Here is a 21,744-nt window from a genome sequence, read left to right as displayed (position 1 = left end):
ATTCGCCGTTCATCCTTGCAGATCCGGCGCGGTCGATCAGCCCTGATGAGAGCCGTTCACTTTGCTGTGGCTCAGTGGTCGCAGGCCCAGGAGGCCTTCGCCGTCGCCGCGTCCGCCTGCGTGCGTAGTGCACGTACCGCCTCGGCCGGGTCGTTTGCCCCGTAGACCGCCGATCCGGCCACGAAGACGTCGGCTCCGGCCTCCGCGCAGCGCTCGATGGTGGACGCGGAAACTCCGCCGTCGACCTGGAGCCAGAGCTCCAGTCCGTGCTTGCTGATCAACTCGCGGGTGCGGCGGATTTTCGGAAGCATGATGTCGAGGAAGGCCTGTCCCCCGAAGCCCGGTTCGACCGTCATGATCAGCAGCATGTCGAGCTCGGGGAGCAGGTCCTCGTACGGCTCGATGGGGGTCGCGGGCTTCAGCGCCATGGAGGCGCGGGCGCCCTTGGCGCGGATCTCCCGGGCGAGCCGGACCGGTGCTGCGGCGGCCTCGACGTGGAAGGTGACGGAACCGGCCCCCGCTTCCACGTACTGAGGCGCCCATCGATCGGGGGCCTCGATCATCAGATGGCAGTCCAGCGGGGTGTCCGTCGCACGGGCCAGCGACTCTACGACCGGCACGCCGAGCGTGAGGTTCGGGACGAAATGGTTGTCCATGACGTCGACGTGGAGCCAGTCGGCTCCTTCCACGGCCTTCGCCTCGTCCGCGAGGCGGGCGAAATCTGCGGACAGGATGCTGGGGTTGATCTGCGCGGCCATGTCCTAAGACTGCCATGCCCTTCGGGGGTTGTGGGCATCGGTCCCGGCTGGTCTGTCGGCTGCGGGACTCACGTGGCTTGCCGCGCGGTTTCCCGCGCCCCGTACCGGGTGTCTTCGCGGAGGGGGATGACATGAAGCAGGGCGTCGCGCACCTCGTCTGCGGGCGGCGGGCCAAGTGGCTGGTCCTGGGCCTGTGGGTGGTCGTGCTGTTCATCGCCGCGCCGTTCGCCATGAAGCTCACCGACGCGCAGGACAACGACGCGGCGTCCTGGCTGCCGGGCTCCGCGGAGTCGACGCAGGTGCTGCGGATCTCCGAAGACTTCCGGCCGGAGCAGATCCCGGCGGTCGTGATCTACGCGCGCGAGAGCGGCCTGACGGGGCAGGACCGGGCGGAGATCGCCGAGGACGTGCGGCAGCTCAAGCAGCTGCGTGACCACGGCATCCTCGGTGAGCAGGCGCGAGGGCCGGTGTTCGACCGGCAGGCCGATCCGCGGGCGGCCCAGGTCTTCGTGCCGATCATGATGGACGAGGAGGGCTGGGAGCGGATCTCCCCCGCCGTGGAGTCGATCCGGGACGACGTCGGTGAGGGCGGCGGCGGGCTGAGCGTGCACATCACCGGCCCCGGCGGCACGTCCGCGGACTTCGCCGAGGCGTTCGAGGGCATCGACTCGACCCTGCTGCTGTCGGCGATGGCGGTCGTCGTCGTCATGCTGCTCATCACCTACCGGTCTCTGACCCTGCTGCTGGTCCCCCTGGTCGCGGTGGTCTGCGCGCTGTTCACCGCGCAGGCACTGATCTATCTGCTGGCCGAGCACGGCGGTCTGACGGTCAACGGCCAGAGCGCCGGCATCCTCACGGTGCTGGTCTTCGGGGCCGGGACGGACTACGCCCTGCTGCTGGTGGCCCGCTACCGGGAGGAACTGCGCCGGCACGAGGACCGGCACGAGGCGATGGCCCTGGCGCTGCACCGCGCAGGCCCGGCCGTGCTGGCCTCCGGCGCGACGGTCGTGCTGAGCATGCTGGTGCTGCTGGTCGCCGAGATGAACTCCACCAGCGGCTTGGGCCCGGTCGCCGCGATCGGCGTGGCGGTCGCCCTGCTGGCGATGATGAGCCTGTTCCCGGCCCTGCTGGTGATCTTCGGCCGGTGGATCTTCTGGCCGGTGGTCCCGCACTACGGCACGCCGGATCCGACCGAGCGCGGCATCTGGGCCCGGATGGGCCGCCGTATCGCCCGCCGCCCGCGGGTGACCTGGATCGCGACGGCACTCGCGCTGGCGGTCTGCTCGCTGGGCCTGATCCAGCTGCGCGCGGAGGGCATCGGCAACGCGGACGCCTTCACCGGGAAACCCGACTCGATCACCGGCCAGGAGGTGTCGGCGCGCTACTTCCCGGCGGGCAGCGGCGACCCCCTGGTCATCGTCAGCGACCGGGCGCAGGCCGTGCAGGTGGGCCGCGCGGTCGCCGCGACCGAGGGCGTGGTCCCCCAGTCCCTCGGCCTGCCGCCCGGCACCAGGCCGGTCTTCGAGGGCAAGGTCCTCTTCGAGGCCACCATGACCGCTCCCGCGGACAGCGAGGCCGCCAAACAGACGGTCGAACGGGTCAGGGACGCCGTGCACGCGGTGCCGGACGCCGATGCCAAGGTGGGCGGCGGTACGGCGGCCCTGCTGGACATGGACGAGGCGACCACGCACGACAACCTGCTGATCATCCCGCTGGTGCTGCTGGTCGTCCTGCTGATCCTGTGCGGCCTGCTGCGCGCCCTGATCGCCCCGCTGCTGCTGATCGGCACGGTCATCCTGTCGTTCGCGGCGGCACTCGGCATCAGCGCGCTGGCGTTCCGGTACGTCTTCGACTACGCGGGCGAGGCGACCGACTTCCCGCTGTTCGTCTTCGTGTTCCTGGTCGCCCTGGGCATCGACTACAACATCTTCCTGACCACCCGCATCCGCGAGGAGGCGGCCCGCCAGGGCACCAGGACGGGCGTGATCACGGGCCTGGCGGCCACGGGAGCGGTCATCACCTCCGCCGGCCTGGTCCTGGCCGGCACCTTCGCCGCCCTCGGCACCCTCCCGATGGTCGCCTTCGCCGAGATCGGCTTCACGGTCGCCCTGGGCGTCCTCATCGACACCTTCATCGTCCGCTCGGTGCTGGTGACGTCGTTGTTCCTGGACGTGGGGCCCAGGGTGTGGTGGCCGCACCGGCTGGCGCGCCAGGACGGCGGCGGGCCGGACCGGGCGGCCGTGGGCGCGGGCGCGGGCGTCAGCCGGTCCGGCGAATGAGCGCCAGGTACATCGCGTCGGTCCCGTGCAGATGCGGCCAGAGCTGCACGTCGGGCCCCTCGCCCAGGTCCGGCACGCCGGGCAGCAGCGGGCGGGCGTCGATGAGCTCTGTGTCCGGGTGCTGCTTGAGCACGTCGGCGATCACGGCCCGGGTCTCGGCGAGGTGCGGCGAGCAGGTCGCGTAGCCGACGACACCGCCGACCCTCACCGACTCCAGGGCGGTGCGCAGCAGCCCGCGCTGGAGCGGCGCGAAGCCCTCCAGGTCCTCCGGGCGGCGGCGCCAGCGTGCCTCCGGGCGGCGGCGCAGGGCGCCGAGGCCGGTGCACGGCACGTCGACCAGCACCCGGTCGAAGCTGCCGGGCCGCCACGCCGGGCGCGTTCCGTCCGCGGCGATCACCTGGTACGGCCCCGGGTTCCCGTCCAGCGCCTTGGCGACGAGTCCGGCGCGATGGGTCTGCTTCTCCGAGGCGACCAGCAGGGCGCCCCGCTCGGCGGCCAGCGCGCCGAGCAGCGCCGCCTTGCCGCCGGGTCCCGCGCAGCCGTCCAGCCAGCGCCGGTCGGGCCCGTCCAGGGGCGCGTTGGCGAGGGCGATCGCCACGAGCTGACTGCCCTCGTCCTGCACACCCGCGCGCCCGTCGCGCACGGCCGCGATGGCGCCCGGCTCCCCGCCCTCGGTCAGCCGCACGGCATAGGGCGACCAGCGCCCCTGCTCGGCGGCGTCCTCCTCCAGCAGTTCCTCCGGGGTGGCCCGTCCGGGCCGTGCCACCAGGGTCACCTCGGGCCGCTCGTTGTCGGCGCGCAGCAGTTCCTCGACGCCGGCCCGCCCGCCGCCCAGGGAGTCCCACAGCGCGGAGACGACCCACCTGGGATGCGAGTGGACGACGGCGAGATGGTCCTCGGGGTCCTCGTCGTACGGGGGCGCGACCTTCTCCAGCCAGTCGTCCAGATCGTGCTGAGCGACCTTCCGCAGCACGGCGTTGACGAACTTGGCCCGTCCGTCGCCGAGCACCACCCGGGCGAGCTCGACGGTCGCTGACACGGCCGCGTGCGTCGGGATCCGGGTGCCGAGCAGTTGGTGCGCGCCGAGGCTGAGCACGTCCAGCACCGGCGGGTCGACCTCGCCCAGCGGCCGGTCCACGCAGGTCGCCAGGACGGCGTCGTACGTCCCCTGCCGCCGCAGCGTCCCGTACACCAGCTCGGTGGCGAGCGCCGCGTCCCGGGCGTCGAACGTCTCCGGGCCCTCCTTCTCCCGCGCCTTGCGCAGCAGGGGCGGCAGGACGAGGTTTGCGTAGGCGTCCCGCTCGTCCACCGCCCTCAGCGCCTCGAAGGCGAGGATGCGGACGGGGTCCTTCTTGGGCCGGCGGTAGGGCTTGCCCGACGTGCGGGCTCGGCGGGGCTGTTCGCTCACGAAAAAGGTGCTCCGGGGGTGAGAAGAAGTGCGCCGTCCAGCCTACGCCGCCGGCAGCGGGGCGGGACCGGCAGACCGGCAGCGGTGCGCCGGGCCGCGTCGCGGTCCGGCGGGCCGGCCTCAGACGCCGAGCCGCTCGCCCTCGGCGATGCGCACCCCGCGCGCCCAGTCCGCCGCCCGCATCGGCTTCTTGCCCTGTGCCTGCACCCACAGCAGCTCGACGCCGTACGAACCGGTCCCGACGTACACGTTGTTCTTCCCGGCGGCGATCTGCCCGGGGGCGAGGTCCGCCCGGTCGGGCACGGGCGCGACCTGGATGAGCTTGAGGCGCTCACCGCGGAACGTGGTCCAGGCGCCGGGGGCCGGGGTGCAGCCCCGCACCATCCGGTCCACGCGCAGCGCGGGGGCGTTCCAGTCGAGGTGCGCGTCCTCGACGTTGACCTTCGGGGCGAGGCTGATCCCCTCGGCCCGCTGCGGTACGGCCTTCAGCGTGCCGTCCTCGATGCCGTCCATGGTCGCCGCGAGCAGCCCGGCCCCGGCGAAGGCGAGCCGGGTCAGCAGGTCGCCGCTGGTGTCGGTGGGCCGGATCTCCTCGGTCACCGTGCCGTACACCGGCCCGGAGTCGAGCCCCTCCTCGATCAGGAAGGTCGACGCGCCGGTGATCTCGTCGCCGGCCATGATGGCGTGCTGCACGGGGGCCGCGCCGCGCCAGGCCGGCAGCAGGGAGAAGTGCAGATTGACCCAGCCCTGCGCCGGGATGTCGAGGGCGACCCGGGGCAGCAGCGCCCCGTAGGCGACGACGGGGCAGCAGTCCGGCCCGATCTCCCGCAGGCGCTCCAGGAACTCGGGGTCCTTGGGCTTCGCGGGCTTCAGCACCTCGATCCCCGCCTCCTCCGCCCGCTCGGCGACGGGCGACGCGACGAGCCTGCGTCCGCGCCCGGCCGGCGCGTCGGGCCGCGTGACGACGGCGGCGACCTCGTGCCGCCCGGAGGCGAGCAGAGCGTCCAGGGCGGGAACGGCGACCTCGGGTGTACCGGCGAAGACGAGCTTCATGGGGTGGTGGGAGCCTCTCGGACGGGGGCGGCTGACGGGCGACGCCCAAGTCTATGAGCCGGAAACGGAAAGCCGCCGAGGGCGCTCTCCCCCTTACGGGAGACCGGGGCCTGAGGGCCGCGGGCCGAGGCGCACATCCCGCGCAAACGGGCGCACGCATATGCTCCCACGCCCCCACACCGTGACCAGCGGAGCGAATCCGCGTTGGTCAAGACAGAGTTGACCACCCGGGCCACGATCGCGGCCCATTCCTTTCAACGCCGGTTCGAGAGGCTTGTTCATGGCCGACCACGCAACCCACGACGCCCAGGCTCGGGCCAGCCTGCACTTGCTGGTGCGGGACATCGAGCGGGTCCGCCGGCAGGTGGACGCACTGCGCACCCTCACCGCCCAGTTGGGCAACGTCTACCGCCCGCGCCGCTCCGGCCCCTCCACGGGCTTCGTCGTCTACGGACGCGCACCCGCCCCGACCGTACGTCTCGCCCAGGAGCTGCGGGACAGCGTCGAGACCCTGGTCACGGCGGCCGTGGACTTCGACCGCTCACTCGGCTTCTCGTGGGACGCGGTGGGCTCCGCACTCGGAGTCACCAAGCAGGCGGTGCACCGCCGTTACGGCGCACGCCGCGCCACGGCCCAGACGGCCGCGGTCGAGCCCGAGCGCACGCCGGAGCCGTCGGGCAGCCGCACGGTCAGCGTGCCTCCCGGGCTCCCCACGGTTCCGACGGTCCCCGCGGCCCGCTCCATGCCCACGCAGCCGACCGCGGGCAGCCCGGCCCTGCGCGACGAGGTGCGGCCGACGGCCTTCCCCGGCCCGCGCAACGGCTGACCCGCCCCCGGGCACCCGCCCTCCCGGACGACTCCGGGAGGGCGGCCGTGTCTCCGGGCGCGCCGCCTGCGGACCGCCGGACAGCCCGGCTCGTCACCGGCATGGACGCACGGCGGCCCCGAGCCCTGCCGGGCACCGGCGCGCCACAACCGCCCGGGGCCCCTTCACCGCACCCGGCGTCGAGCCCGGTGGCCGTTCACCCGATGTCGGCCGGATCGATCCGCACCCACACCCCGGCCGTCCCACCGCCACCGCCGTCGCCACCTCCCCGGCCACCGGCCCTGCCACCGCCGCCACGGCTTCCGCCGCCCGTGCCGCTTCCGCTCCCGCGAGCCATCCGGGCGGCCTGCGCGGCCTTCAGCGCGGCAGCCAGTGCCGTCCCCTTCCCGGGCGGCACCCGCACCAGCGCCCGCTCCCACTGCTCCCCGGGCGGCGGCGCCCCGGTCCGCCGCGGACGCCCCGGAGCGGTGACGGGGAGCGGCACCGGTCCCAGCATCTCGGCCTCCGGCGGCAGTTCGGCCGTACGGAGGAAGTCGGCGACCGCCTCCGCCGGCCCCGCCACGGCCGCCATCCGCGACACCGGCGGGAAACCCAGTTCGGCCCGCTCGGCCAGTTCCCGCACCGCGTGGCCGACCGGGTCCCACCGCACGAGCGCCTGCACGGGCCGCAGGGTCGGCTCGGCCACGACCACCACCGTGCCACCGGCGGACTGCGGCCGGACGAGAGCCCCGGCCGCGATCCACCGCCGCAACGCGTCCTCACCGGCGCGCAGGTCGGGACGCCCGAGCATGGCCCACCCGTCCAGTAGCAGCGCCGCCGCGTAGCCGCCCTCGGCGACCGGCTCGGCCCCGGGTGTGCTCACCACGAGCGCGGGCGTCCCGGGCACGGTGTCGAGCACGTGTTCACGGCCCGAGGTGCGCACGGGCACCGCCGGGAACGCCCGCCCGAGTTCCTCGGCGGTCCGCCGGGCCCCCACGACCGAGGCGCGCAGCCGGAAACCCCCGCACTCCGGGCAGTGCCAGCCGCTCTCCTCACGACCGCACCAGCCACAGCTCAGCGCACCGCCGTCCGCGGCCTCCAGCGGCCCGGAGCAGTGCCGGCACCGGGCGGGGGCCCGGCAGGCGGCACAGGCCATGCGCGGCACGTATCCCCGCCGGGGCACCTGCACCAGCACCGGGCCGTGCCGCAGGCCCTCCCTGACGGCCTGCCAGGCGAGGGTCGGCAGCCGGGCGGCCCGGGCGGCCTCGTCCCGGGCGAGATCCTGGTCCCCGACGGTCCGTACGAGCGGAGCCGCGGCGCGCACCTGGTCCCGGCCGGCGACCAGCGGCCGCGCCCACCCGGTCTCGACGAGCTGCGCGGCCTCCACCGTGCAGGCCCAGCTGCCCAGCAGGAAAGCGCACCGGTCCTGGGCGGCCCGCAGCAGGAGCACCTCCCGGGCGTGGGGCTGCGGGGCGTGCTGCTCGCTGTGGCTGTCGTCGCCGTCGTCCCAGAGGGCGACCAGACCGAGGTCCTGGACGGGCGCGAACATCGCGGCCCTGGTCCCGATCACGGCCCGAACGGACCCCCGCCGCACGGCGAGCCACTGCGTGTACCGCTTCTCGGGGCCCGCGTCGGCCGTGAGCACGGCATGCCGCCCCTGGCCGAGCAGGGCGGTCAGCGCGGCATCGACCCGGGCGACGGCCCTGCCGTCGGGCAGGACGACGAGCGCCCCGCGCCCGGAGGCCAGCGTCGCGGCGACGGCACGCGCGAGTTCCTCGCTCCACTGCGGCCCGGGCAGCGCGTTCCACACGGCCCGGGGCGCGCCGCCCGAGGCGAGGGACTCCAGGAAGGCGGGCCCCCGTTCGTACCGCTGCCAGGAGCCGGCGTCGGGCGCGGGAGGTGGGGGCAGGGGCTCGGGTGACGGACGCTGTTCGGCCCGGGCGTTGCGCGGCGGGACGGCGAGCTGCAGGACGTCGGCGAGGCTGCCCGCGTACCGGTCGGCGACCGCCCGGGCGAGTCCCAGGAGCTCCGCGCTGAGCACCGGCTCGGGGGACACGACCTGGGCGAGTGCGGCCAGCGGTCCGGAGTAGTCGGACTCGGCCAGCCGCTCGACGAGGAACCCGTCGATCAGTCCTCCGCCCTCACGGCGGCCCTCGCGCACCCGGTGCCGACCGGCCCCGAACCGCACGCGCACCCGCACGCCGGGCTGTGCCTGCTCGTCCAGTTCCTCGGGCACGGCGTAGTCGAAGTAGCGGTCGAGGTGCAGCACGCCCTTGTCGACGAGGACCCGCGCGACGGGCCGCTCCTTGGCGAGCGCGGCGCCCCGCCACGTCCGCGGCTTGGCCCGGGGGGTCTTCGCCTGCCGCACGCTCTCCCGGATGAGCGCGAGCTGCTCCGGCGGCGCCCCCTGCGCCCCGTCACCCGCTGGTTCGTTCTCGCTGCTCACGCTTGCATTCTTACCAAAGACCACTGACAGGCGAAGGCGCCCGAGTTCCCCTCGGTGACGGCGTGCACGCGCCTTGGACCACTCGGCCACGCCACCGGGCACCGCCCGGCCGGCGGCGGGATTCGAACCCGCGGGGGCTCCTGCGAGCCCAGAAGGATCCGTCACCTTCGCACCGGGCGCCCCGGCGCTCCCCCACCGTAGGGATCGTCCGCCGCCGTCCGCGAGCGGTTTTGGGGACGCGGCGCGGCAGGGGCCTGGAGGTCATGGCGGAGGCCCGGCCCCCCGAAGGGTGCCGGGCCTCACGCGTGCCCTGGAGGACGGGACCTACAGGCCCGCGGCCTTGCGCAGCGCGTCCACGCGGTCCGTGCGCTCCCAGGTGAAGTCGGGGAGCTCACGGCCGAAGTGGCCGTAAGCCGCCGTCTGGGAGTAGATCGGGCGGAGCAGGTCGAGGTCGCGGATGATGGCGGCCGGGCGGAGGTCGAAGACCTCGTCGATCGCCTTCTCGATCCGGTCCGTGTCGATCTTGGCGGTGCCGAAGGTCTCGACGAACAGACCGACCGGCTCGGCCTTGCCGATGGCGTACGCGACCTGGACCTCGCAGCGGGTGGCGAGGCCCGCGGCGACCACGTTCTTGGCGACCCAGCGCATCGCGTACGCGGCGGAGCGGTCGACCTTGGACGGGTCCTTGCCGGAGAACGCGCCACCGCCGTGGCGGGCCATGCCGCCGTAGGTGTCGATGATGATCTTGCGACCGGTCAGTCCGGCGTCACCCATCGGGCCGCCGATCTCGAAGCGGCCGGTGGGGTTGACCAGCAGACGGTAGTTCTCCGTCTCGAGCTTGATGCCCTCGTCCAGGAGCGCCTTCAGCTCCGGCTCGACGACGAACTCCTTGATGTCGGGAGCCAGCAGCGAGTCCAGGTCGATGTCGGAGGCGTGCTGCGAGGAGACGACGACGGTGTCCAGACGGACCGCCTTGTCGCCGTCGTACTCGATGGTGACCTGCGTCTTGCCGTCCGGGCGCAGGTAGGGGATCGTGCCGTTCTTGCGCACGTCGGACAGGCGCTTGGACAGGCGGTGGGCCAGGAAGATCGGCAGCGGCATCAGCGTCGGCGTCTCGTCCGTCGCGTAGCCGAACATCAGGCCCTGGTCGCCGGCGCCCTGCTTGTCGAGCTCGTCGTCGTCGCCCTCGACGCGGGTCTCGTACGCCGTGTCCACGCCCTGGGCGATGTCCGGGGACTGCGCGCCGATCGACACCGACACGCCGCAGGAGGCGCCGTCGAAGCCCTTCTTGCTGGAGTCGTAGCCGATCTCGAGGATCTTGTTCCGGACCAGCGTCGCGATGTCCGCGTACGTCTTGGTCGTGACCTCGCCGGCCACGTGCACCAGGCCGGTCGTGATCAGGGTCTCGACGGCGACCCGGGAGGACGGGTCCTCACGCAGAAGCGCGTCGAGAATGGTGTCGCTGATCTGGTCAGCGATCTTGTCGGGGTGACCCTCGGTCACGGACTCCGAGGTGAACAGGCGACGGGACACAACGCTCCCTGGGGTTGCAGCGGCTGCTGGCTGATCATGGGCGGACGGCGGGGGCTGCACCCGGCGCCATCCGTGGAACAGTTTACGGGTCACGCTTCGGCCACGGCCCCCCTGTCTCGCCACTCGGGAGTGCTGTGACCTGCGGCACGGGCATTCTGCCCAATGCCGAGCGGCGTTGGCCAGAGGCGCCACGCCCTGATCCAGCCGCTTTCGAGCGGTGTGCGGGAGACGGGACCTCAGCGCAGGCGCTCGGCCACCAGGTCCCAGACCGTCTCGGCCAGGGCCTCCTTGGGGCCGTGCGCCACGGCGGTCTCGCTGCCGTCGGCGCCGAGGACGACGGCCTCGTTCTCCTCCGAGCCGAAGGTCTTGCGCTCCCCCACCTCGTTCACGACGAGCAGATCGCAGCCCTTGCGCTTGAGCTTGGCGCGGCCGTTGGCGAGGACGTCGTCCGTCTCGGCGGCGAAGCCGACGATCACCTGTCCGGCGCGGGCCCGGTCGCCGGAGATCTCGGCGAGGATGTCCGGATTGCGCACCAGGGTGATCGGCTCCGGGTCCTGCCCGTCCTTCTTCTTGATCTTGCCCGTCGCGTACGCCGCCGGGCGGAAGTCCGCCACCGCGGCCGCCATCACCACGGCGTCGGCGTCGGGGGCGGCCCGCAGCACCGCCTCGCGCAGCTGCACGGCGGTGCCGACCGGGACGACGTCCACGCCCGCCGGGGCGGGCAGGGTGCTGTTGGCCGCGATCAGCGTGACGCGGGCGCCGCGGGCGGCGGCGGTGCGGGCGAGGGCGTAGCCCTGCTTGCCGCTGGAGCGGTTGCCGAGGAAGCGGACGGGGTCCAGGGGTTCGCGGGTGCCGCCGGCGCTGACGACGACGTGCCTCCCCACGAGGTCGGGCTCGGTGACGCCCCGGGCCAGGACGCGGCGGCAGACCTCGAAGATCTCGCCCGGGTCGGGGAGCCGGCCCTTGCCGGTGTCGACGCCGGTGAGGCGGCCCACGGCCGGCTCGATGACGAGGGCGCCGCGGCGGCGCAGCGTCGCCACGTTCTCCTGGGTGGCCGGGTGCTCCCACATCTCCGTGTGCATGGCGGGCGCGAAGACGACCGGACAGCGGGCGGTGAGGAGTGTGTTGGTGAGGAGGTCGTCGGCGAGGCCGTGGGCCGCCTTCGCGAGCATGTCGGCGGTGGCGGGGGCGACGACGACCAGGTCGGCGTGCTGCCCGATGCGCACGTGCGGCACCTCGTGCACGTCGTCCCAGACCTCGGTGGAGACCGGGTTGCCGGAGAGCGCGGACCAGGTGGCGGCGCCGACGAAGTGCAGCGCGGAGGCGGTGGGCACCACGCGCACGTCATGGCCCGACTCCGTCAGCCGCCGCAGCAGCTCACAGGCCTTGTACGCGGCGATGCCCCCGCTGACCCCCAGAACGACCTTCGGCTTGTCCACGTCTCTCCCCGGACCTCGGCAACCGGCACACCGTACGACTCCATGACACACCACAGGCCCGGCAGTCGGCCTGCCGGGCCTGTGGATGAGTCAGCGTCAAGCTGTCAATCCTGATTACTGCGCCGGGCCCTCGACGGCCTCGGACGTCAGGAGCCCCGCGTTGATCTCGCGGAGGGCGATCGAGAGCGGCTTCTCGTGGACGTGGGTGTCGACGAGAGGACCGACGTACTCGAGGAGACCCTCGCCGAGCTGCGAGTAGTACGCGTTGATCTGGCGGGCACGCTTGGCCGCGTAGATCACGAGGCTGTACTTCGAGTCGGTGGCCTCGAGGAGCTCGTCGATCGGCGGGTTGATGATGCCCTCGGGCGCGGAGATGGAAGAGGACACGCTCTACCTTCCGATGGATGGGAAAGATTCTGTCGGGCTGATCTGCCGGGCGGAACGACCGGCGATGGTCACACGACGTCCATCAAGGCTAGCAGCTCGCGAGCCACGTCCTCGACGGAGGTGTTGACCAGGGTGGTGTCGAACTCCGGCTCGGCCGCGAGTTCGATCTTCGCCGCGTCGAGCCGGCGCTCGATCACCTCGGGCGGCTCGGTGCCCCGCCCGGTGAGTCTGCGGACGAGCTCCTCCCAGGAGGGCGGAGCCAGGAACACCAGCTGGGCCTCGGGCATCGACTCCCTGACCAGGCGGGCACCCTGGAGATCGATCTCCAGGAGCACGGGCTCGCCGTTCTCCAGGCGCTCCTGCACGGCCGCGCGCGGCGTGCCGTAGCGGTTGCCGGCGAACTCGGCCCACTCCAGCAGCTCGCCGTTGGCGATCAGCTTGTCCATCTCGTCGTCGGAGACGAAGAAGTAGTGGACTCCGTGCTGCTCGCCGGGGCGGGGCTTGCGGGTCGTCGCCGACACCGAGAGCCAGACCTCGGGGTGTTCCTTGCGCATATGGGCGACGACCGTGCTCTTGCCGACCCCGGAGGGGCCGGAGAGCACGGTCAGCCGCGGACGTACGTCCGGGGGTACGGGGGACGTCCCCCGGGGTGTTGCAGCCATGCAGCGATTATCCAGCAATCCCGGAGTGCCCGGGACTCACTTCCCCCGGGATGCCCGGTTCAGGAACCGGTGCTGCCGAACTCGCGCTCCAGGGAGGCGATCTGGTTGGAACCGAGACCCCGCACGCGGCGGCTCTCGGAGATACCGAGTCGCTCCATGATCTGCTTGGCGCGGACCTTGCCCACGCCCGGCAGCGACTCAAGGAGGGCGGAGACCTTCATCTTGCCGATGACGTCGTTCTCCTGGCCCTGCTTGATGACCTCGTGAAGGGAGGCGCCGGAGTGCTTGAGTCGATTCTTGACCTCGGCCCGCTCCCGGCGAGCCGCGGCGGCCTTTTCGAGCGCGGCTGCGCGCTGTTCAGGGGTAAGGGGCGGAAGAGCCACGCCTACGTCACCTCGGATGTCGAACTGTCGGATACGGACCGGTGAGGAACCTAGTCGCCCCACACCTGGGGAGCTACGAGCAACACGCTTGCCCGTTCACTCTCGTCGGAGACTAGCGGGCAAGTCCGCCAGAGTCAGCGAGAACAGCGGAAAAGTCCTGGTCAGCCTTCATCTGAACGGACATTTAGGACATACTGCCCCGGATTTGAGGATGTATTCAGACTCAAGCGGGCTCCGGACCACTCCTCGGAGGTCTCGACCGAAGGTCTGGACCGGCTCATGAGGACGTCACGGCGTGACGGATCTCCTCCGCGAAGCGCTCCGCGGCGTCACGCAGAGCGACCGCGTCGGGACCGTGGCGTAGCACTCCGCGGCTGACGTTCGGCACGACGTTGCGCACGGCCGCCCCGAAGACCCCGGGGAGGTCGGCCGGCGTCGCGCCCTGGGCGCCGATGCCCGGCGCGAGAAGCGGCCCGTTGATGTCCAGGTCGTACGTCGACAGATCACCGAGGGTGGCGCCGACGACCGCGCCGAAGGACCCTAGGGGCCGCTCCCCCGCGTTCTCGGCGGCCAGGTGCGCGAGCATGGTCGCTCCCACGTTCCGCCCGTCGGAGCGCACGGCGTGCTGGACCTCGCCGCCCTCCGGGTTGGAGGTCAGCGCCAGCACGAACAGGCCCGCGCCGCTCTCCCGGGCCAGCGCGATCGCCGGGGCGAGCGAGCCGTAGCCGAGGTACGGCGAGACCGTCAGCGCGTCGGAGAACAGCGGCGCGTCCTTGTGCAGGAAGGACTCGGCGTAGGCGGCCATGGTGGAGCCGATGTCTCCGCGCTTGGCGTCCATCACGACCAGCGCGCCGGCCGCGCGGGCCTCGGCGACCGACTTCTCCAGCACGGCGACGCCGCGCGAGCCGAAGCGCTCGAAGAAGGCGCTCTGCGGCTTGAGCACCGCCACCCGGTCGGCGACGGCCTCCACGACCGTGCGGCTGAACCGCTCCAGGCCCGCCACGTCGTCGTTCAGGCCCCACTCGGCCAGCAGGGACGCGTGCGGGTCGATGCCGACGCACAGCGGGCCACGCTCGTCCATGGCCCGGCGCAGACGCGCGCCGAAGGGTTCCAGGGCACTCATGCCGTCTTCCTCACGTCGGCGCCCACCGCGTCGGCGAGCGTGGGGTACGGGCTCGTGCGCAGGCGCGCTGCGAGCCCCTTGTGGAGGTCGCGAGCGTAGAACGGGCCCTCGTAGATGAAGGCGCTGTAGCCCTGGACCAGCGTGGCACCGGCCAGGATGCGCTGCCAGGCGTCCTCGGCGTTCTCGACGCCGCCCACGCCCACCAGGGTGATCCGGTCGCCCACGCGCGCGTAGAGGCGGCGCAGGACCTCCAGGGACCGCTCCTTGAGGGGTGCCCCTGACAGGCCGCCGGTCTCCTTGACCAGTGCGGGGCCGGACTCCAGCCCGAGTCCCTCGCGCGCGATGGTGGTGTTGGTGGCGATGATGCCGTCCAGGCCGAGCTCCACGGCCAGGTCGGCGACGGCGTCGACGTCCTCGTCGGCGAGGTCCGGCGCGATCTTCACCAGGAGCGGGACGCGGCGGGCGGGCACCGTGCGGTCGGCGGCCTCGCGGACCGCACTCAGCAGCGGGCGCAGCGCCTCCGTGGCCTGGAGATCGCGCAGCCCGGGCGTGTTCGGGGAGGAGACGTTGACGACCAGGTAGTCGGCGAAGGGCGCGAGCCGCTCGGCGGACTTCACGTAGTCCGCGACGGCCTCCTCCTCGGGGACGGCCTTGGTCTTGCCGATGTTCACGCCGACGACCGGCTTGAACACCGGCGTGCGGGAGGCCAGGCGGGCGGCGACGCGGAGGGAGCCCTCGTTGTTGAAGCCCATGCGGTTGATCAGCGCCCGGTCCTCGACGAGGCGGAACAGGCGCTGCTTGGGATTGCCGGGCTGGGGCTCGCCGGTCACCGTGCCGATCTCGACGTGGTCGAAGCCGAGCATGGCCATGCCGTCGATGCCGACGGCGTTCTTGTCGAAGCCCGCGGCGAGCCCGAAGGGGCCGTGCATCCGCAGCCCGAGGGCCTCGGTGCGCAGCTCCTCGTACCGGGGCGCGAGGGCGGCCGCGAGGAAGGTGCGCAGCACGGGCACGCGGGCGGCCAGGCGGATCCAGCGGAAGGCCAGGTGGTGGGCCTGCTCCGGGTCCAGCCGCTTGAAGACGAGACGGAAGAAGATCTTGTACATGGTGTCCTCACGAGGACATGGCGTCCTCACGAAGAGGGGGACACCGTTTCCGGTGTCCCCCTCGGGGCTGCTAGTCGCGGGCCGCGGTCAGGTGTTCGGCGTGTTCCTGGAGCGAGCGGACGCCCACGTCGCCGCGGTTGAGGGCGTCGATGCCCTGGACCGCCGCCGCGAGGGCCTGGACCGTCGTCAGGCAGGGCACGGAGCGTGCCACGGCCGCCGTGCGGATGTCGTAGCCGTCGAGGCGGCCGCCGGTGCCGTACGGGGTGTTGACGATGAGGTCGACCTCGCCGTCGTGGATGAGCTGGACGATGGTCTTCTCGCCGTTCGGGCCGGTGCCCTCGGACTGCTTGCGCACGACTGTGGCGTTGATGCCGTTGCGCTTGAGGACCTCGGCGGTGCCGGAGGTGGCGAGCAGCTCGAAGCCGTGGGCGACCAGCTCGCGGGCCGGGAAAATCATCGAGCGCTTGTCGCGGTTGGCGACCGAGATGAACGCGCGACCCTTGGTGGGCAGCGGCCCGTAGGCGCCGGCCTGCGACTTCGCGTACGCCGTGCCGAAGACGGAGTCGATGCCCATGACCTCGCCGGTGGAGCGCATCTCCGGGCCGAGGACCGTGTCGACGCCGCGGCCGTGGATGTCGCGGAAGCGCGACCACGGCATGACGGCCTCCTTGACGGAGATCGGCGCGTCGAGCGGCAGCTCGCCGCCGTCGCCGTTGGCCGGGAGCAGGCCCTCGGCGCGCAGTTCGGCGATGGTGGCGCCGAGCGAGATGCGCGCGGCGGCCTTGGCCAGCGGCACCGCGGTCGCCTTCGAGGTGAAGGGGACGGTGCGCGAGGCGCGCGGGTTGGCCTCCAGGACGTAGAGGATGTCGCCCGCGAGCGCGAACTGGATGTTGATCAGGCCACGCACCCCGACGCCCTTGGCGATGCCCTCCGTGGAGGCGCGCAGGCGCTTGATGTCGAAGCCGCCGAGGGTGATCGGGGGCAGGGCGCACGCCGAGTCGCCGGAGTGGATGCCGGCCTCCTCGATGTGCTCCATGACACCGCCGAGGTAGAGCTCCTCGCCGTCGTAGAGGGCGTCGACGTCGATCTCGATGGCGTCGTCGAGGAACCGGTCGACCAGGACCGGCCGCGAGGGGCTGATCTCGGTCGACTCGGCGATGTACGCCTCCAGGCGCGTCTCGTCGTAGACGATCTCCATGCCGCGCCCGCCGAGGACGTACGAGGGGCGCACCAGGACCGGGTAGCCGATCTCGTCGGCGATGGCCTTGGCCTCGGAGAAGGTCGTGGCGGTGCCGTGCTTGGGGGCCGGCAGGCCGGCGTCGGCGAGGACCCGGCCGAAGGCGCCGCGGTCCTCGGCGGCGTGGATGGCCTCCGGGGAGGTGCCGACGATCGGCACGCCGTTGTCCTTCAGCGCCTGCGACAGGCCCAGCGGGGTCTGTCCGCCGAGCTGGACGACGACGCCCGCGACCGGTCCGGCCTGCTGCTCGGCGTGCACGATCTCCAGCACGTCTTCCAGCGTCAGCGGCTCGAAGTACAGGCGGTCGGAGGTGTCGTAGTCGGTGGAGACGGTCTCCGGGTTGCAGTTGACCATCACCGTCTCGTAGCCCGCGTCGCTCAGGGCGAAGGAGGCGTGGACGCAGGAGTAGTCGAACTCGATGCCCTGGCCGATGCGGTTCGGGCCGGAGCCCAGGATGATGACGGCCGGCTTCTCGCGGGAGGCGACCTCGCTCTCCTCGTCGTAGGAGGAGTAGAAGTACGGCGTCTTCGCGGCGAACTCGGCGGCGCAGGTGTCGACCGTCTTGTAGACCGGGCGGATACCGAGGGCGTGCCGGACCTCGCGGACGACGTCCTCGCGCAGGCCGCGGATCTCGCCGATCTGCTGGTCGGAGAAGCCGTGCCGCTTGGCCTCGGCGAGCAGGTCGGTGGTCAGCTCGGGGGCCTCGGCCAGCTCGTCGGCGATCTCCTTGATCAGGAAGAGCTGGTCGACGAACCACGGGTCGATCTTCGTGTAGTCGAAGACCTCCTCGGGCGTGGCGCCGGCGCGGATGGCCTGCATGACGGTGTTGATGCGGCCGTCGGTGGGACGGACCGAGTCGCGCAGCAGCTGGTCCTTGTCGCCGGGCTCGCCGACGAAGGTGAACTGGCTGCCCTTCTTCTCCAGGGAGCGCAGGGCCTTCTGGAAGGCCTCGGTGAAGTTGCGGCCGATGGCCATGGCCTCGCCGACCGACTTCATGGTGGTGGTGAGGGTGGAGTCGGCGCTCGGGAACTTCTCGAAGGCGAAGCGCGGGGCCTTCACGACCACGTAGTCGAGCGTCGGCTCGAAGGAGGCCGGGGTCTCCTGCGTGATGTCGTTGGGGATCTCGTCGAGCGTGTAGCCGACGGCGAGCTTGGCGGCGATCTTGGCGATCGGGAAACCGGTGGCCTTGGAGGCGAGCGCCGAGGACCGGGACACGCGCGGGTTCATCTCGATGACGATCACGCGACCGTCCTCGGGGTTCACCGCGAACTGGATGTTGCAGCCGCCGGTGTCGACGCCGACCTCGCGGATCACGGCGATGCCCACGTCGCGCAGGATCTGGTACTCGCGGTCGGTGAGGGTCATCGCGGGCGCCACGGTGATCGAGTCGCCGGTGTGGACGCCCATGGGGTCGAAGTTCTCGATGGAGCAGACGACCACGACGTTGTCGTGCTTGTCGCGCATCAGCTCCAGCTCGTACTCCTTCCAGCCGAGGATGGACTCCTCCAGGAGCACCTCGGTGGTCGGGGAGAGCGTGAGGCCCTGCCCGGCGATGCGGCGCAGTTCCTCCTCGTCGTGGGCGAAGCCGGAGCCCGCGCCGCCCATGGTGAAGGAGGGGCGGACGACGACCGGGTAGCCGCCGAGCTCCTCGACGCCCTTGAGGACGTCGTCCATGGAGTGGCAGATGTAGGACCGGGCGGACTCGCCGTGCCCGATCTTCTTGCGGACCTCCTCCACGACCTCCTTGAACTGGTCGCGGTCCTCGCCCTTGTGGATGGCCTCCACATTGGCGCCGATCAGCTCGACGCCGTACTTGTCGAGGACGCCGTTCTCGTGCAGGGAGATGGCGGTGTTGAGGGCCGTCTGGCCGCCCAGGGTGGGCAGCAGCGCGTCGGGGCGCTCCTTGGCGATGATCTTCTCGACGAACTCGGGCGTGATCGGCTCGACGTAGGTGGCGTCGGCGATCTCCGGGTCGGTCATGATCGTCGCCGGGTTGGAGTTCACCAGGACGACCCTGAGGCCCTCGGCCTTGAGGACGCGGCACGCCTGGGTGCCGGAGTAGTCGAACTCGGCGGCCTGGCCGATGACGATCGGGCCGGAGCCGATGACCAGGACGGACTGGATATCGGTGCGCTTAGGCACGCTGGCCCTCCATCAGGGAGACGAAGCGGTCGAACAGGTAGGCGGCGTCGTGCGGGCCCGCTGCCGCTTCGGGGTGGTACTGGACGCTGAAGGCGGGGCGGTCGAGGAGCTGGAGCCCCTCCACCACGTTGTCGTTCAGGCAGACGTGCGACACCTCGGCGCGGCCGAACGGGGTGTCGGACACCTGGTCGAGCGGGGCGTCGACGGCGAAGCCGTGGTTGTGCGCGGTGACCTCGACCTTGCCGGTCGTGCGGTCCTGCACCGGCTGGTTGATGCCGCGGTGGCCGTACTTCAGCTTGTACGTGCCGAAGCCGAGGGCGCGGCCCAGGATCTGGTTGCCGAAGCAGATGCCGAACAGCGGGGTGCCGCGCTCCAGGACGCCCCGCATCACGGAGACGGGGTGGTCGGCGGTGGCCGGGTCGCCCGGGCCGTTGGAGAAGAACACGCCGTCCGGGTTCACCGCGTAGACGTCCTCGACAGTGGCGGTGGCCGGGAGCACGTGCACCTCGATGCCGCGTTCGGCCATGCGGTGCGGGGTCATGCCCTTGATGCCCAGGTCGACGGCGGCGACGGTGAACTTCTTCTCACCGATCGCGGGCACGACGTACGGCTCGGAGGTGGCGACCTCGGCGGAGAGGTCGGCGCCCTTCATCTGCGGGGCCTCCTGCACGCGGGCCAGCAGTGCGGCGTCGTCGCGGACGGCGTCGCCGCTGAAGATGCCGACGCGCATGGCGCCGCGCTCGCGCAGGTGGCGGGTGAGGGCGCGGGTGTCGATGCCGCTGATGCCGACGACGCCCTGGGTGTCCAGCTCCTCGTCCAGCGTGCGCCGGGAACGCCAGCTGGACGGCACGCGCGCGGGGTCGCGCACGACGTAGCCGGAGACCCAGATCTTCCGGGACTCCATGTCCTCGTCGTTCACGCCGGTGTTGCCGACGTGCGGGGCGGTCATCACCACGACCTGGCGGTGGTAGGAGGGGTCGGTGAGGGTCTCCTGGTAGCCGGTCATGCCGGTGGAGAACACCGCTTCGCCGAAGGTCTCCCCCACGGCCCCGTAGGCACGGCCGCGGAAGATCCGGCCGTCCTCCAGGACGAGTACGGCGGGAGTTCTGGCGGCTCCCCTGGTGGAGGTGGTCATCGTTCGGCGCCTTCCTTGCTGTTCGTTTCGATCATGGTGGTGAGGGCTTCCACCCACGCGGTGTGCTCGGCCGCGTGGTCGGAGCGGAACCCGGAGTCGATCAGCCGGTCGCCGTGCTCCCAGGTGACGACCAGCAGGCCGCCCTCGGTGAGCACCTTGCCGGCGATGCCCTTGTCGAGCCGGGCCTCGCGCAGCCGCGCGACCGGGACGAAGAAGTCGCTCGCCCCGGGGCGTACGACGTCCAGACCGGTGTCGGTCAGGGTCAGCTCGGCGCGGCTGCGGGTGCCCAGGCCTCGGGCGACGATGCGGTCGAGCCACTGCCCGGCGGTGGTGGAGCCGTGGTACCGGCCGCTCATGGTCAGGCGCGCCGGGCCCGGGTCGTCCGGGGTGACCGGCAGCTCGGGCAGGTCGCCCTGGAGGGTGCCGCGCCACTTCCAGCCCTCGCGCATCAGCCAGTAGACGAGCGCGACGAACAGGGCGAGGCCGACGACCCAGCCGATGCGGGCGGCCCAGTCGGTCACTTGCGCCGATTCCTTCTCGGCGGCCAGCAGGAGTACAGGTGTCACGTGAGCTTCCCGTCGACGAGCGTGGCCTTGCCCCGCAGCCACGTGTGCGTCACACGGCCCGGCAGCTCACGCCCCTCGTAGGGGGTGTTGCGGCTGCGCGAGGCGAAGCCCGCGGGTTCCACCAGCCCACGGTATGCCGTGTCGACCAGGGTGAGGTTGGCGGGCTCACCTGCCGAGACGGGACGGCCGTGGCCGGTGGCCTGTCCGATCCGCGCGGGTGTGACGGACATCCGGTCGGCGACACCGGCCCAGTCCAGCAGACCCGTCTCGACCATGGTCTCCTGCACCACCGACAGGGCCGTCTCTAGCCCGACCATGCCCATGGCCGCCGCGGCCCACTCGCAGTCCTTGTCCTCGTGGGGGTGCGGGGCGTGGTCGGTGGCGACGATGTCGATGGTGCCGTCGGCGAGCGCCTCGCGCAGGGCCATCACGTCCCGCTCGGTGCGCAGCGGCGGGTTGACCTTGTAGACGGGGTTGTAGGTGCGGACCAGCTCGTCGGTGAGGAGCAGGTGGTGCGGGGTGACCTCGGCGGTGACCTGGATGCCGCGGGACTTGGCCCAGCGGACGATCTCGACGGACCCGGCGGTCGACAGGTGGCAGATGTGGACGCGAGAGCCGACGTGGTCGGCGAGCAGGACATCCCGGGCGATGATCGATTCTTCGGCCACCGCGGGCCAGCCGCCGAGGCCGAGCTCGGCGGAGACGACACCCTCGTTCATCTCGGCGCCCTCGGTCAGCCGTGGCTCCTGCGCGTGCTGGGCGACGACACCGCCGAAGGCCTTCACGTACTCCAGGGCCCGGCGCATGATCACGGCGTCATGGACGCACTTGCCGTCGTCGGAGAAGACGGTGACACCGGCGGCCGACTCGTGCATGGCGCCCAGCTCGGCGAGCTTCCTGCCCTCCAGGCCGACGGTGACGGCGCCGATGGGCTGCACGTCGCAGTAGCCGTGCTCCTTGCCGAGCCGCCAGACCTGCTCGACGACACCGGCGGTGTCGGCGACCGGGAAGGTGTTGGCCATGGCGAAGACGGTGGTGTAGCCGCCGGAGGCCGCGGCCCGGGTGCCGGTGAGGACGGTCTCGGAGTCCTCGCGGCCGGGCTCGCGCAGATGGGTGTGCAGGTCGACCAGGCCCGGCAGCAGCACCTTGCCCCCGGCCTCGACGACCTCGGCGCCCTCGGCGCTCAGTCCGCTCCCCACCTCGGCGATCGTCCCGCCGTCGACGAGCACGTCCTGCGGCTCGCCGCCGAGCACCTTCGCACCACGGATCAGGGTCTTGCTCATCT

Annotated in this window: 17 protein-coding genes; 2 read left to right on the top strand and 15 right to left on the bottom strand. The window is 72.1% G+C overall.

What is annotated here, in order from left to right; genetic code table 11:
- Window positions 1-71: 71 nt before the first annotated feature.
- The gene (gene rpe / locus AB0I06_RS25340; protein ID WP_363121132.1) at window positions 72-758 is read right to left on the bottom strand and encodes a ribulose-phosphate 3-epimerase; all 687 of its coding nucleotides are present in this window, start codon (window positions 756-758) and stop codon (window positions 72-74) included.
- 131 nt (window positions 759-889) lie between these two features.
- Here rpe and AB0I06_RS25335 point away from each other — a divergent pair, with 131 nt between their 5' ends.
- Window positions 890-3,037, top strand: a complete 2,148-nt coding sequence (locus AB0I06_RS25335; protein WP_363121131.1) for an MMPL family transporter — start codon at window positions 890-892, stop codon at window positions 3,035-3,037.
- On the opposite strand, the gene AB0I06_RS25330 is transcribed toward AB0I06_RS25335, so the two are convergent.
- Both AB0I06_RS25330 and fmt read right to left on the bottom strand, forming a co-directional pair.
- Window positions 3,018-4,445 carry a transcription antitermination factor NusB gene (locus AB0I06_RS25330; RefSeq protein WP_363121130.1) on the bottom strand — a complete coding sequence of 476 codons (1,428 nt, stop codon included), beginning with the start codon at window positions 4,443-4,445 and terminating at the stop codon, window positions 3,018-3,020. The two genes, AB0I06_RS25335 and AB0I06_RS25330, sit on opposite strands and share 20 nt — an antisense overlap.
- Before the next feature lie 120 nt (window positions 4,446-4,565).
- The gene (gene fmt / locus AB0I06_RS25325) at window positions 4,566-5,498 is read right to left on the bottom strand and encodes a methionyl-tRNA formyltransferase (RefSeq protein WP_363121129.1); all 933 of its coding nucleotides are present in this window, start codon (window positions 5,496-5,498) and stop codon (window positions 4,566-4,568) included.
- Window positions 5,499-5,778: 280 nt separating this feature from the next.
- Between fmt and AB0I06_RS25320 the strand changes: the two genes are divergently transcribed.
- Window positions 5,779-6,324 (top strand): hypothetical protein, encoded by a 546-nt coding sequence (locus tag AB0I06_RS25320; RefSeq protein WP_363121128.1) that lies wholly within the window; start codon window positions 5,779-5,781, stop codon window positions 6,322-6,324.
- Window positions 6,325-6,520: 196 nt separating this feature from the next.
- On the opposite strand, the gene AB0I06_RS25315 is transcribed toward AB0I06_RS25320, so the two are convergent.
- The 12 genes from AB0I06_RS25315 to AB0I06_RS25260 all read right to left on the bottom strand — a co-directional run bounded on the left by AB0I06_RS25315 (window position 6,521) and on the right by AB0I06_RS25260 (window position 21,742).
- Window positions 6,521-8,749: a primosomal protein N' gene (locus AB0I06_RS25315; RefSeq protein WP_363121127.1), complete on the bottom strand. Its 2,229-nt coding sequence runs from the start codon at window positions 8,747-8,749 to the stop codon at window positions 6,521-6,523.
- 324 nt (window positions 8,750-9,073) lie between these two features.
- A complete protein-coding gene (gene metK / locus AB0I06_RS25310; protein ID WP_363121126.1) occupies window positions 9,074-10,282 on the bottom strand; it encodes a methionine adenosyltransferase in 1,209 nt (402 codons plus the stop codon).
- Between the two features lie 236 nt (window positions 10,283-10,518).
- Window positions 10,519-11,721 carry a bifunctional phosphopantothenoylcysteine decarboxylase/phosphopantothenate--cysteine ligase CoaBC gene (gene coaBC, locus AB0I06_RS25305; protein ID WP_363121125.1) on the bottom strand — a complete coding sequence of 401 codons (1,203 nt, stop codon included), beginning with the start codon at window positions 11,719-11,721 and terminating at the stop codon, window positions 10,519-10,521.
- 114 nt (window positions 11,722-11,835) lie between these two features.
- Window positions 11,836-12,108 (bottom strand): DNA-directed RNA polymerase subunit omega, encoded by a 273-nt coding sequence (gene rpoZ, locus AB0I06_RS25300; RefSeq protein ID WP_003988945.1) that lies wholly within the window; start codon window positions 12,106-12,108, stop codon window positions 11,836-11,838.
- A gap of 68 nt (window positions 12,109-12,176) precedes the next feature.
- Window positions 12,177-12,770 (bottom strand): guanylate kinase, encoded by a 594-nt coding sequence (gene gmk / locus AB0I06_RS25295; RefSeq protein WP_051814725.1) that lies wholly within the window; start codon window positions 12,768-12,770, stop codon window positions 12,177-12,179.
- A 59-nt stretch (window positions 12,771-12,829) separates the two neighbouring features.
- The gene (locus tag AB0I06_RS25290) at window positions 12,830-13,153 is read right to left on the bottom strand and encodes an integration host factor (protein ID WP_003977346.1); all 324 of its coding nucleotides are present in this window, start codon (window positions 13,151-13,153) and stop codon (window positions 12,830-12,832) included.
- A 277-nt stretch (window positions 13,154-13,430) separates the two neighbouring features.
- Complete coding sequence (gene pyrF, locus AB0I06_RS25285; protein WP_363121124.1) at window positions 13,431-14,276, bottom strand: orotidine-5'-phosphate decarboxylase; 846 nt, start codon at window positions 14,274-14,276, stop codon at window positions 13,431-13,433.
- Entirely contained in the window at window positions 14,273-15,379 is a 1,107-nt protein-coding gene (locus AB0I06_RS25280; protein WP_363121123.1) for a quinone-dependent dihydroorotate dehydrogenase, read from the bottom strand. Before AB0I06_RS25280 ends, pyrF begins: the two co-directional genes overlap by 4 nt.
- Window positions 15,380-15,449: 70 nt before the next feature.
- A complete protein-coding gene (gene carB / locus AB0I06_RS25275) occupies window positions 15,450-18,758 on the bottom strand; it encodes a carbamoyl-phosphate synthase large subunit (protein WP_363121122.1) in 3,309 nt (1,102 codons plus the stop codon).
- Window positions 18,751-19,893 carry a glutamine-hydrolyzing carbamoyl-phosphate synthase small subunit gene (carA, locus tag AB0I06_RS25270; RefSeq protein WP_363121121.1) on the bottom strand — a complete coding sequence of 381 codons (1,143 nt, stop codon included), beginning with the start codon at window positions 19,891-19,893 and terminating at the stop codon, window positions 18,751-18,753. Before carA ends, carB begins: the two co-directional genes overlap by 8 nt.
- Window positions 19,890-20,459: a hypothetical protein gene (locus tag AB0I06_RS25265; RefSeq protein ID WP_363121120.1), complete on the bottom strand. Its 570-nt coding sequence runs from the start codon at window positions 20,457-20,459 to the stop codon at window positions 19,890-19,892. Before AB0I06_RS25265 ends, carA begins: the two co-directional genes overlap by 4 nt.
- Window positions 20,456-21,742 (bottom strand): dihydroorotase, encoded by a 1,287-nt coding sequence (locus AB0I06_RS25260; RefSeq protein ID WP_363121119.1) that lies wholly within the window; start codon window positions 21,740-21,742, stop codon window positions 20,456-20,458. The genes AB0I06_RS25265 and AB0I06_RS25260 overlap by 4 nt, the downstream gene beginning before the upstream one ends.
- Between the last annotated feature and the right edge of the window lie 2 nt (window positions 21,743-21,744).

Source organism: Streptomyces sp. NPDC050674, from assembly GCF_040654575.1.
Taxonomy (GTDB): Bacteria; Actinomycetota; Actinomycetes; order Streptomycetales; family Streptomycetaceae; genus Streptomyces.
Note: the sequence above shows the minus strand (reverse complement) of the source record. Positions and strands in the feature narration are given on the sequence as shown.